This window comes from Nitrincola iocasae (assembly GCF_008727795.1).
GTDB lineage: Bacteria > Pseudomonadota > Gammaproteobacteria > Pseudomonadales > Balneatricaceae > Nitrincola > Nitrincola iocasae.
This window is the reverse complement of sequence record NZ_CP044222.1, coordinates 2,745,508-2,757,787: the sequence shown is the minus strand read 5'-3', so window position 1 is coordinate 2,757,787 and position 12,280 is coordinate 2,745,508. Positions and strand designations below refer to the sequence as shown.

At 50.7% G+C, this 12,280-nt stretch carries 11 protein-coding genes; 9 read left to right on the top strand and 2 right to left on the bottom strand.

The features are described 5' to 3' along the window. Window positions 1-72: 72 nt before the first annotated feature. From F5I99_RS12730 to F5I99_RS12720, 3 genes are all read left to right on the top strand, one after another. Window positions 73-1,707 carry a BCCT family transporter gene (locus tag F5I99_RS12730; RefSeq protein WP_151056566.1) on the top strand — a complete coding sequence of 545 codons (1,635 nt, stop codon included), beginning with the start codon at window positions 73-75 and terminating at the stop codon, window positions 1,705-1,707. A gap of 105 nt (window positions 1,708-1,812) precedes the next feature. Beyond that, window positions 1,813-3,681, top strand: coding sequence for a putative nucleotidyltransferase substrate binding domain-containing protein (locus F5I99_RS12725; RefSeq protein WP_151056564.1), 1,869 nt, complete (start codon window positions 1,813-1,815; stop codon window positions 3,679-3,681). Between the two features lie 13 nt (window positions 3,682-3,694). Beyond that, a complete protein-coding gene (locus F5I99_RS12720) occupies window positions 3,695-4,432 on the top strand; it encodes a 3'-5' exonuclease (RefSeq protein ID WP_151056562.1) in 738 nt (245 codons plus the stop codon). A 10-nt stretch (window positions 4,433-4,442) separates the two neighbouring features. On the opposite strand, the gene F5I99_RS12715 is transcribed toward F5I99_RS12720, so the two are convergent. Then, complete coding sequence (locus F5I99_RS12715) at window positions 4,443-5,390, bottom strand: DMT family transporter (RefSeq protein ID WP_151056560.1); 948 nt, start codon at window positions 5,388-5,390, stop codon at window positions 4,443-4,445. Window positions 5,391-5,595: 205 nt separating this feature from the next. On the opposite strand from F5I99_RS12715, the gene F5I99_RS12710 reads away from it, so the two are divergent. From F5I99_RS12710 to F5I99_RS12700, 3 genes are all read left to right on the top strand, one after another. Next, a complete protein-coding gene (locus F5I99_RS12710) occupies window positions 5,596-6,168 on the top strand; it encodes a glutathione S-transferase family protein (RefSeq protein WP_151056558.1) in 573 nt (190 codons plus the stop codon). Window positions 6,169-6,205: 37 nt separating this feature from the next. Beyond that, window positions 6,206-8,014 (top strand): SLC13 family permease, encoded by a 1,809-nt coding sequence (locus F5I99_RS12705; protein WP_151056556.1) that lies wholly within the window; start codon window positions 6,206-6,208, stop codon window positions 8,012-8,014. A gap of 82 nt (window positions 8,015-8,096) precedes the next feature. Beyond that, complete coding sequence (locus F5I99_RS12700) at window positions 8,097-8,789, top strand: gamma-glutamyl-gamma-aminobutyrate hydrolase family protein (protein ID WP_225307403.1); 693 nt, start codon at window positions 8,097-8,099, stop codon at window positions 8,787-8,789. On the opposite strand, the gene F5I99_RS12695 is transcribed toward F5I99_RS12700, so the two are convergent. After that, window positions 8,783-9,649 carry a LysR family transcriptional regulator ArgP gene (locus tag F5I99_RS12695; RefSeq protein WP_151056554.1) on the bottom strand — a complete coding sequence of 289 codons (867 nt, stop codon included), beginning with the start codon at window positions 9,647-9,649 and terminating at the stop codon, window positions 8,783-8,785. The genes F5I99_RS12700 and F5I99_RS12695 overlap by 7 nt on opposite strands. Before the next feature lie 102 nt (window positions 9,650-9,751). Between F5I99_RS12695 and F5I99_RS12690 the strand changes: the two genes are divergently transcribed. From F5I99_RS12690 to F5I99_RS12680, 3 genes are all read left to right on the top strand, one after another. Beyond that, window positions 9,752-10,354 (top strand): LysE/ArgO family amino acid transporter, encoded by a 603-nt coding sequence (locus F5I99_RS12690; RefSeq protein WP_151056552.1) that lies wholly within the window; start codon window positions 9,752-9,754, stop codon window positions 10,352-10,354. 58 nt (window positions 10,355-10,412) lie between these two features. After that, window positions 10,413-10,922, top strand: a complete 510-nt coding sequence (locus F5I99_RS12685) for a redoxin domain-containing protein (protein ID WP_151056550.1) — start codon at window positions 10,413-10,415, stop codon at window positions 10,920-10,922. A gap of 85 nt (window positions 10,923-11,007) precedes the next feature. Next, on the top strand, window positions 11,008-12,243 hold the full coding sequence (locus F5I99_RS12680) for a BaiN/RdsA family NAD(P)/FAD-dependent oxidoreductase (RefSeq protein ID WP_151056548.1): 1,236 nt from the start codon (window positions 11,008-11,010) through the stop codon (window positions 12,241-12,243). The last annotated feature ends 37 nt before the right edge of the window (window positions 12,244-12,280 follow it).

The window sequence follows — 12,280 nt, the reverse complement described above, 5'->3', positions numbered from 1 at the left end:
AAAATAAAGGGCGTAGCTGTTAGGGTAAAAGACTGCTTTAACCCGCCTTAAACCTAATGGAGCTTTGTCATCATGAGTGAGCATGATTCGAAAGACCCGATGATACCCGATGGTAAAGTCAACCCCATCGATACGGATTATCAGATCGGCCAAGATAATATCGAACTGAAAATTGGTCCGTTTGGTCTGGATATTCATAACCGCGTGTTTATGATTTCAGGGTTGACTGTCATCGCGTTCGTTATATTAACCTTGGTATTTCAGAGCCAGTTGGAACCGAGCTTTAATGGTTTGCGTAACTGGCTCACGTCTAATCTGGACTGGTTCTTCATCAGTGCGGGCAATATTTTTGTATTGGTCTGCCTGTTTCTGATTGTATCGCCTATGGGTAAGGTGCGCTTGGGCGGGACCGAAGCCAAACCTGATTTTAGCTATTTGGGCTGGTTCTCCATGCTGTTTGCAGCAGGTATGGGTATCGGGCTGATGTTTTTCGGTGTGTCCGAACCTCTGTCGCACTTTGCGTCCTCTATGGGCGGTACGGTGATGGAAAATGGGGTGCGTACAGACTGGGCTCCGCTAGGTGCCGCTGCGGGTGATGCTCTGGGAGCTGAGCGTCTGGCGATGGCCGCTACTATTTATCACTGGGGATTACACCCTTGGGCTATCTATGCCGTGATTGCCTTAGGTTTGGCACTGTTTTCATTCAATAAAGGGCTGCCTCTGACTATGCGTTCAGTGTTCTATCCTTTATTGGGTGAGCGTATATGGGGCTGGCCTGGACATATAATTGATATATTGGCTGTGTTTGCAACATTGTTTGGCCTGGCTACCTCTTTGGGTTTTGGTGCCTCTCAAGCGGCGGCAGGTCTGAATTATCTGTTTGATTTACCGCAAGGAACTACAACTCAGGTACTGCTGATTTTTGGTATCACTATGATTGCCATGCTGTCGGTGGTGGCGGGTCTGGAGGCCGGGGTTAAGCGTTTGTCAGAAATCAATATGACATTGGCTATATTGTTAATGTTGTTCGTTATTATAGTGGGGCCAACTCTGGCTATTCTGACTGGCTTTTTTGCCAATCTGGCGGCCTATTTCGAGCACTTACCGGCATTGTCAAACCCAATAGGGCGTGAGGATTCCAACTTTGCGTCTGGCTGGACGGCTTTCTATTGGGCCTGGTGGATATCCTGGTCACCTTTTGTCGGCATGTTTATCGCCCGTGTCTCTCGTGGACGTACCGTGCGTGAGTTTATGGTTTCGGTCTTGCTGATTCCGTCAGCAGCCTGTGTTCTTTGGATGACCGTATTCGGTGGTACCGCGATCAGCCAGTTTGTGGGTGGATATACAGATGCAGCTGATGCTGCATTACCCTTGCAGTTGTTCAGTATGCTGGATGTTCTGCCCCTGGCTCAGATCACCTCATTCATCGCCATTATTCTGGTGGTGGTGTTCTTCGTAACGTCGTCTGACTCGGGTTCTCTGGTTATAGATACCATTGCCGCTGGCGGCAAGGTGAATGCGCCGACACCTCAGCGGGTGTTCTGGTGCACTTTTGAGGGGTTAATTGCTGTAGCCTTACTGTTAGGCGGTGGTCTGGTGGCATTGCAAGCCATGGCAGTATCCACCGGTTTTCCTTTCACTATCGTGTTGCTGGTTGCTTGCGTAGCCACTTTGAAGGGCTTGGCAACTGAGCCGCGAGTTGGCTAGACCCACACGCTTGCCACAGGCGAACACTGGCAGATACGCTGAATCTGCCGCTGTTCGTCTCGTGGTGTAGTTTCATCGCGTCTGCACTAAACAAGAGGGCCAATCATGCAGGTTGAGCCGATCGAAGTACTGGATTTTATTAGACGATTTCCGCCTTTCGGCGAGTTGCCTGAAGAGACTCTCTCCTGGGTTGCCAGTCAGATTGAGGTTGGCTACTTCAAAGCCGGTACTCAAATCCTGGAATTTGGTCAGGAAGTGGATGCCCTGCACGTGATACGTTCCGGTGCAGTTGAAGTGTTTCGGCGTAATGGTGACCTCTACAACCGCTTATCCGAAGGCGGTTTTTTTGGTGAGTTCGGCTTGATGCGCAATAAACAGATCCGCTTTCCAGCCAAAGCACTGGAAGATACGCTGATCTATTTTGTGCCCGAACCCGTGTTTACCGAGCTATTTGAGCAATTTGAGCAATTTGCTGATGCTGTCGAGATAGAGGATCGCACCCGTCTGCGTCAGGCTGTGTCCCGGCGTGAAGATGCCAATGAGTTAATGACATCGCGGGTCTCGTCATTAATCAGTCGTGAGCCGGTGATGATGACCTCTGAGGTGACGGTACAGCAGGCGGCACAGAAAATGACGGAAGAATCGATTTCCTCCTTGCTGATCATGCATCCTGACAATCAGGCCGGTGAGTCGCCTATGGCTGGCATTATTACCGACCGGGACTTGCGCACCCGTGTGGTTGCCGCCGGTATAGGTTATGCGACTCCGGTAGCGGATATCATGACGGAAACATTGATCAGCATCGAAGCGAATCAGTATGTCTTTGAAGCCATGCTGACCATGCTGCGCTACAACTTGCATCATTTGCCAGTCATGCAGCGCAACAAGCCCATTGGTGTGATCGCAATTTCTGACATCATTCGTTATGAATCGCAGAACAGCTTGTTTGTTGTCAGCAGTATTTTCCGCCAGCAAACATTGGAAGAATTGAAAGCGCTGGTGCCGGATGTGCGCGCTTGCTTTGTGCGTATGGTCAACGAGGATGCTAATTCACATATGGTTGGCAGTGCCATGGCGGTGATCGGGCGCAGCTTCAAACAGCGTTTGCTGGAGTTGGGCGAAGAGAAATTCGGCCCACCACCAGTACCCTATTGTTTTTTGGCGCTCGGCTCCATGGCTCGGGATGAAATGCTGATTGTTACCGATCAGGATAACGCCATGATTCTGGATGATGCCTTTGATCCTCAGCAGCACGACAGCTACTTTAAATCCCTGGCTGAATTTGTCAGTGACGGTTTAGATGCCTGCGGTTATACCTATTGCACCGGCAATATTATGGCGACCAATACCCAGTGGCGGCAACCGCGGCAGGTATGGGCAGACTATTTCAATGACTGGATTGATAATCCCAGCGCTGAGGGATTGCTGCACAGTTCAATCTTCTTCGATCTGGATGGTGTCTGGGGTAAAACCACCTGGGCAGATCAACTGAATGACATGATTGTGCGTAAAGCGCAGCGCAGCCCTCGTTTTCTTGCCTGCATGGCACGCAATGCCTTGAATCGTACGCCACCACTTGGATTTTTCAAAGATTTTGTCATGGAAAAAGATGGTCGGCACAATAACACCATTAATATGAAACGACGTGGTACGGCTCCCTTGGCTGATTTGGTGCGTGTGCATGCCCTGGCAAGTGGATCCACAGCACGTAATTCGTTTGAACGCCTGGATGATATAATCAAGTCAGATACTTTGCCGCGTGGACGAGGGCAGGATCTGCGTGATGCACTGGAGTTTATTTCGATGGTGCGCATCCGTCATCAAGCCTTGTCATTACAAGGTAATGAGGAGCCGGACAATAATATTGCCCCTGAAGCCTTGTCTGATTTTGAACGAAAAAATCTGAAAGATGCTTTTCAGATACTCAGTAATGCGCAGAAATTCATGAAATTTCGCTATCAAGCAAGCCGCTGAGTTGAGGTGAACCTTGTTCTATCTTGGATCAACAGCCAAACGTGCTGACAGAGAGCAACCCCCGGACTGGTCGGCATATTATAGTCAACAGGCCAATAGGGTTCAGGACGAGCGCCTGAAAACCTTTTACTGTGCTGGTGTTGTTGACCCTACTACACCACTGAGTGAGGTGCCGTTTGTGGCAGTGGATTTCGAAACCACCGGTTTTGATCCGCAGCGTGATGGTATTGTCAGTATAGGATTAGTGCCTTTTGACCTGAAGCGTATCCATTGTGCCGGTGCCAAGCACTGGATTGTCCGGCCAAGAACGCCGTTGGATAAAGATTCGGTAGTGATACACGGTATTACCCATTCCGACATTCAGTCAGCACCCGATCTGATGCGGGTGCTGGAATACCTGCTGAAAGCCCTTGAGGGGCGTATCGTCGTCGTGCATCATCGTGGTATTGAACGACCTTTTCTGAATGCGGCGCTGGAGAAACGTCTGCGCGAGGGCATTATATTCCCGGTCGTTGATACCATGGAGCTTGAAGCCCGTGTTCATCGTGCCAAGCCCCTCAGCCTGTGGCAAAAACTCAGAGGTGTGGAGCCGGAGTCCATACGCCTGGTCGATAGCCGTAGTCGCTATAATTTACCCTATTACCATCAACACCATGCACTCACTGATGCCCTGGCAACGGCAGAACTACTGATGGCTCAGGTGGCTTATCGCTTCAGCCCACAAACGCCGATTAGTGAGCTTTGGAAATAAGCGTACTTCATCAATCAATTTTCAACGCTGTTTTCAACTGACGACGTTGTGATACCGCAATGCCCCCTAAAATCATCAGCAAGGCTAATAGGTGATTCCAGCGGGGGATTTCATCCATAAAACTGACACCCAGTAATACCGCCCAGACAGGAATCAGGTAGTTGATTAGTGAAACAAAACTGGGTCCGGCCAGTGTCACCAGTTTCAGGTAGATTACCGTGGCTATACCGGTACAGATAAAGCCCAGCAGGGTGATAGCCAGCAAGGTCTGTTGTGAAAAATCATCAATATTATTCAGCCCTGGCAGGCCCGTCAGATGGTCCAGGTTACTGAAACCCTGGGTGAAGGCTGCCAGTGGCCAGATCATGCAGGCGGCCATCAGCAGGACAGATGCGGAGGTGCTCCAGGGATCACTGGCGGGTTTGCGTCGGGCAATAATGGTGTTTAATCCATAGCAGACGGCGGCCAGAAGAACGGCTAATTGCGCCAACAGCGCTTCCCCGGTTAAGCTCACGGCGCTGATCGTGGAGGGTCCCAGCAGAACCAGTATCCCGCAAAAGCCAATAAAGAAGCCGACCAGCTTGTGTCGGCTCATAGGTTCGTCTGGGACGAAAAAATGCGCCAGTATGGCCGTAACCAGGGGCATTACTGCCATTAATATGCCGGCCAATCCACTATCGATTCGCTGTTGTCCCCAACTGATCAGGGTAAAGGGTAAGGCATTGCCGATCAGTGCCATCGCCAGCATAAATAGCCAGAGTCGTTTGCCTCGAGCCAGTGGGCGGCGTAATAGCAGGGCGAGCGGGAAAAGCAACAGACAGGCCAGCAGATTACGCAGAAACACTGTCGACGCTGGACTTAGTTCCCGGACGACCAGACTGGTCAGCGCAAATGAACTGCCCCAGATAATCGCCAGTGCGACCAACAGTACCCATTGAAATATTGGGCGTTGAGCCATGCGTTACTCCACGTCGTGTATGCAAAACAGTATCTTAGCTGAATAGAAACAATAAACCAGTGCATACAAGTAAATAAGGCGGGTAGGTTTTGACGGCAGAATACAACCAGCAGACAAACTGAGGTATTGTCAGCAGCCGTCATTTGCATCTAAGCTGATGCTAGAGACTCAGTTACATACCAGTTATAACCACAGGATGCCTGTCATGAAGCTGTACGGATCAACCACATCACCCTATGTCCGCCGCCTTAGAATCTGGTTGGAAGATGTTCCTCATGAGTTTGTGAATATTGATATTTACAGCCCGGAAGGTCGTGTCACGCTGAAGCAGATTAATCCGGCCTTAAAAGTGCCGATGTTAGTGGATGACTGGCAGGCGGTGTTTGATTCTCGGGTGATTTATAACTATCTGAACCATAAGCTGGGCAAAGAAGTTACGACTATAGACGATGAAAATGCTATCACCTTGATCAATGCTGCCAATGATTCTTATATTGAGTTATTGCAGCTGTCACGCTCCGGTATCGATATTGAACAAGACGCACTGTTTTTCAACCTGCAACGCGAACGTATCGCTTCGACACTCAGTGTGCTGAATGAGCAGGCCAAGCTGGGTACGTTTGAATACTGGCACTTCCCCACTATCTGCCTGTATTGCCTGGTCGACTGGGTGATATTCCGAGGCATGAATGATTTTTCGGCTTACCCTGACTTACAGGCGTTCCATCAGCGTCATGCATCACGTGAAATTTTGCAGGATACAGATCCGCGTCATTGAGGGTTTACCCATAAAATGGATTTGAGAGAGTGAAGCTATGACACAAGACCAGAGCATGATTCTGGTGATATTGCTGGCTACCATGGCGATGTTTCTGTGGGGGCGTTGGCGCCATGACATGGTTGCTGGTGCTACCTTGCTGGCTTGCGTTTTGGCTGGCTTGGTTGATGCAGCCGATGCTTTTTCAGGTTTTTCGCACCCTGCCGTGGTCACAGTTGCCTGTGTGCTGGTGTTAAGCCGTGCACTGCAAACTTCGGGTGCCGTGGATATTTTAGCGCGGCATGCCTTACCCAAAAGTGCTGGGGTGACACTGAGCATTGCTGCTCTGACAGGTTTGGGTGCGTTGCTTTCCGGTTTTATGAATAATGTCGGTGCTATGGCACTGTTGATGCCGGTTGCCATGCAAATGTCAGGGCGTCTTGGTTTGTCATCCGGCCAAGTCCTGATGCCCTTGGCCTTCGGTACAATTCTGGGCGGTATGACAACGCTGATCGGTACCCCACCTAACCTGATAGTGTCAGGTTTTAGATCTGAGCTGGAGACCGCCAGTGCCTTTTCCATGTTTGATTTTACCCTGGTGGGTTTGCCGGTAGCCGTGGTGTGTGTGCTATTTGTGGCTCTGCTGGGTTGGCGGCTGGTACCGGTCAGAAAAAATGGGGTCAGTGAAAGCTTTGATACCGGGGCTTATGTTACCGAAGTCCGAGTCCCGGAAAAAAGTAAAGCGGCTAACTTGCTGCTGCGTGATATTGAAAAAGTACTTGATGAAGCTGATGCTCAGGTTATTGCTTTGGTGCGTAACGAAGTAAAAATCAACGCGCCAAGCTATGGCCGCAAAGTTCTGGCAAATGATATTCTGATTATTGAAGCTGAAGTGGAGTCTTTAGCCGACGTCTTATCCAGTCTGGGACTTAAACTGGAGGAGGCCGAAGAGGATGAGGATAGTTCGGAAGATAATCAGGAGGATGACGACAAAGAGTCAGCCAGTTCTGTAGACATTGTGTTAGTTGAGCTGGTTGTCAGAGAGGAGTCTCAACTGGTTGGACGCTCTGCAAAGAGCATGCTGTTACGAACTCGCTACGGCATTAATCTGCTGGCCTTGTCCCGGGAGGATCGAAAATCGCATGCCCGTTTAAGGACGATGAAGATCAAGGCGGGCGATCTTCTGCTCATGCAAGGACCGCAAGACGCTGTGATGGAATTTGCTTCTGACTACAGTTGCATACCGCTGGCTGAGCGTGATCTCAATATACCGGATAAAAACAAGGCGATTACCGCCAGTGTAATATTAATCGCTGCGATTGCTCTGGCGGCCTTGGGTATTTTGCCGACAGCGATTGCGTTTGCGTTAGGGGTGTTAGCCTCAATGGCGACTAAAACGCTGCCGTTACGCTCCATTTACACAGCGATCGACTGGCCGGTTATTGTACTGCTCGGAGCGTTGATTCCTGTGGCCAATGCGATGGAAAGCACAGGTACCGCCCATCTGATTGCAGACTTCCTACTGGGTACGCTGGCGCAGGGGAACTCCGTTATAGCCTTAGGGCTGATTTTAGTAGTGACGATGTTTCTGTCTGATGTGATGAACAATGCGGCGACTGCCGCCGTTATGTGTCCAATCGCGCTTGGTACCGCATCGACACTTGGGTTAAACCCGGATGCGTTTTTAATGGCTGTCGCCATCGGTGCCTCCTGTGCATTTTTAACCCCGATTGGCCATCAGAATAATACCCTGATTCTGGGGCCGGGAGGGTTTCGTTTTGGTGATTACTGGCGCTTGGGGTTACCGGTTGAGCTACTGGTTTGTGCGGTGAGCGTGCCGTTACTGCTAGTCTTCTGGCCGCTTTAAATCGCTGCAGCGTGCCTGAACAGAGTGGGGCGGCTGTGCTATGTTGTTGGCCAACGGTCTAAAGTGTAAAGAGGAATAGAGCTTGAGAAAACCTGTCATTGCAATTACCGGTCCTGAACGAGGCGCTTTTGGGCCACGAAGCCTGGTTGCGCTGATGGTTCGTCTCTACGGCGGGCAAGCGTTACAACTCAGACCCAGTCAGCATGTGCAATTATCCGAGTTTGCGTTTGATGGAGTGGTTGTCACCGGAGGTCATGATATTGATCCGGTACTCTATGCAGAAGAGCCTGAGGTGGAACCCAAATACGATTCAGCCAGGGATCAACTGGAGCAGGCTGTCATTGATCAGGCATTGAACCGAGGTGTTCCGTTGCTAGGCATCTGTCGTGGAGCCCAATTGCTGAATGTTTGTCGCGGGGGCTCTCTGCATCAGGACCTCAAATCCAAACGCCAGAAAACATCCAACCGGCGGACCCTGTTGCCATTGAAAACCCTGTTGCTGGAAACTGACGGCCTGCTGAAACAATTGCTGGGATCAGGTCCCTGTCGTATCAATAGCCTGCATAATCAGGCTATTGATCGTATTGGTGATGGCTTGAGGGTTGCCGCGCATGACCTGGACGGGATCGTTCAGGCGATTGAAGATCCGCTGCAACCTTACCTTCTGGGGGTGCAATGGCATCCAGAATTTCTGATTTTTATACCTCGTCAGCGGCGTTTATTTAAGCAGCTTATTAAGGTATCTGTAGAACAGCGTCTGCAAGCAGCTCAATAAAGCGCAGTACTGGCGGCTCGCGCAACCGATGCCCTCAGCGTTTCCATCACTGGACTTTCCATCTGCCAGAAATGCCAGTAGAGCGGAACATCCAGACTGTAACCGGGCATCACGTCCACCAGGTGTCCCGCCTGCAGCTCATCAGCTACCTGTAATTCCGGCATCATGCCATAACCCAGACCCGCCTTGGCCGCTTTGATAAAACCTTCAGATGAGGGGAGGTGATGGGTGTAGAGGGGCTCGGTTCCGGCGACATCGGCGAGAAACTGATGCTGCAAACGGTCTTCTCGGCTGTATATCAAACAAGGTGCTTGATGGAAGATAGCGGGTTCAGGGGGGGTCAGATGATAGCGTTGAATAAAAGCCGGACTGGCCAGCGCACGATAGCGCATCACCCCTAAGGGAATCACATCGCCACCATTTAGGGGTTCGGGGGTGGCACACAGACAGGCCATCACCTCACCTTGTTTCATCCGCCGCAGGCCTACGGCCTGGTCTTCAACAGATACCTCAAAGCGGAGTAACGGATAGTCTTCCAGCACCAGTGCCGCCGGTAGCCAGGTGTCCAAAGAGTCGGCATTCACGGTGATGCGGATGATCAGATCTTCCGGATTAGCCGACAGTTCCAGGCCCGCTTCAAGCTGCCTGACCCTTTGTAAATGGTTATGCAGGCGTTGACCCAATGAGGTCGCCTTCGGTGGCTGACTGCGTATGAGCACCGGCTGACCAAGCAAGTGTTCGAGTTGCTTAATGCGCTGACTGACAGCGGACTGGGTCAAGTGCAGGTAGTTGGCAGCTTTTTCAAAGCCGCCCTGTTCCAGTACGGCGGCCATGGCCTGTAGCAGGCGGTAGTCAATCATAAGCTTAGCTAATATTCTGTTAGTTTAATTCGTTGGATTAATGATAGCTGACTTCGTTAGGCTTGCCCAGTGTATTGATGGGTTTTTATCAGGGGGTCTGGCATGTCAGTGTTTTTTACCGGTTATATTGTTGCGTTGGGATTAATTGTCGCTATAGGTGCGCAGAATGCCTGGGTGTTAAGTCAGTCAATGCGTGGCAATCACCGTATGGTCATAGCACTGGTCTGTATTCTGTGTGATGCAATCCTGATTACGCTGGGTGTATATGGGGTCAATCAGCTTAAGGTATTAATACCACCATTGATTCCGCTGCTCAGTTGGATGGGGGTCGCATTGCTACTGTGGCTGGCATTCAATGCGGCACAGCGTGCGGTAAAAGGTACTGGGGGCTTGCAGGCCGCCAAGCCGGTAAGGGTGCAAAACGCTTGGCAAGTCGGTGTGACTGCCCTGGCGATAACACTGCTTAACCCGCATGTGTACCTGGATACGGTCATATTGATTGGTAGTGTAGGAGCTGCCCAGGGAGATAAGCTGGCGTTTGTACTAGGGGCCAGTTTTGCTTCATTGACCTGGTTCACCATGCTCACGGGCTTTGCGCCCAAACTGGCAACTTATTTGCGCTCACCAACGCATTGGCGTGTCTTTGATGGCGGTATGGCGGCACTTTTGTGCCTGGTTGCTATGACGCTTGTGTCCTGGAACTAACCAATAGAAATCCCCTCAGAGTGAGTAGCTTGATCAATCTGCATAAGGTCTTTTTTAGATGTTTAAACGTTACAAAGCACTCCCTGGATGGTTACGTTGGGGGCTGGAGATCCTGCTGGTAATGTTTATCATTTTTGTTATTCGTAGCTATCAATCACCGACCCTTGAATCCAGCACGGCCCCGGATTTTAGCGGTGTCACCCTGGCTGGTGATCAGGTCTCGTTAGCCGGGTATGCGGGTGAACCTCTACTGCTAGTAGTCTGGGCCGAGTGGTGCCATATCTGTAGTATAGAGTTACCTATGTTGACTGGCTTACTGGATGATCATCAGGTTTTGACGCTGGCCATTCAGTCAGGCAGTGATGACCAGGTGCGTCAGTTTCTGTATGAGCAGCAACTCAGTCATCTGCCGGTTCTGAATGATAGCAACGGAGAATTGGCATCAGCCCTCGGAGTCAGGGGGGTTCCGGTAATGTACATTATTGATTCATCAGGACAGATACGTTTTACCGAGGTGGGTTTGACCAGTAGTTGGGGGTTGCGCGCACGGCTTTGGTGGGTGGGTTAGCTGCTTTTAGCTAGATCATTCTGCTGCAGGTCAATCGTGCCATGTTATCATACGGGTTTTGTAATCAGAGCCTGCGAAGAGTCCGATGCGTTATTTCGATTGTGTGATTATAGGCGCTGGAGCAGCCGGTTTGATGTGTGCGGCTACGGCAGGTCAGCGTGGCCGACGAGTGTTGGTGGTGGATCATGCCAACAAAGTCGGCAAGAAAATACTCATGTCAGGGGGAGGGCGCTGCAACTTTACCAATCAATGGGTCGAACCCTCGAACTTTTTGTCAGCTAACCCGCATTTTTGTATTTCTGCACTGAAACGCTTTAGCCAATATGATTTTTTGTCTCTGGTGGATAAGCATCAACTTGCCTACCATGAAAAAACTCTGGGTCAGCTGTTTTGTGATAATCGTGCCAAGGATATTCTCAATATACTCTTGGCTGAATGTGACGCTGGCGAGGTGACCATCGAAACTCGCTGCGAGGTTCAGCGTATTACCCAATTGCCCCCCACTGATACGACAACACATCCAGATGAAGCTGAGATAGATACAGCCAGGTTTGAGCTGCAAACTGCTCTGGGTCCTGTGCGCTGCCAGTCATTGGTGGTTGCGACCGGCGGCCCTTCTATTCCCACCTTGGGTGCCAGTGGTTTTGGCTATGATCTGGCCAGACAGTTTGGCCTGCGAGTGACCGAACTACAGGCTTCACTGGTACCTTTCACCCTGAAAGGTGAGCGGCTGGCGTTGGCGCAGTCCCTTGCAGGCGTGGCGCTACCGGTAAGTATCAGCTGTAACAATCAGACCTTCAAAGAAGCCTTGCTGTTTACCCATAAAGGGCTGAGCGGCCCCGCGGTGCTGCAAGTCAGTAATTATTGGCATCCAGGTGAGGCGGTGCAGATCAACTTTTTACCCGATCATGACCTGCGAGCCTGTTTACGTGAGTGGCAGCAGGCGGGTGAAAAATCTGAATTGAAAACCCTGTTGTCTCGCTTACTACCCAAGCGCTTTGTGCTTGCCTGGCTGGTATTTCCCGCGTTACAGGCACTGGCTGTTAAACCGGTTGCGCAACTTAGCCACACCGATATTGACGCGCTAGTCAGCATGTTTCAGTGCTGGGCTTGCGTTCCAGCAGGTACCGAAGGCTACAAAACCGCCGAAGTTACTCGTGGTGGTGTGTGTACCGATCAGATCTCTTCAAAAACTTTTGAAACCAAATCCGTCACTGGGCTGTACTTTATTGGTGAGGTGCTGGATGTGACCGGCTGGTTAGGCGGGTTTAACTTTCAATGGGCCTGGAGTAGTGGCTGGTGTGCAGGACAGTACGTTTGAAATTGATCTTTTGCACGGTCTATTAATGCTTTAAGTA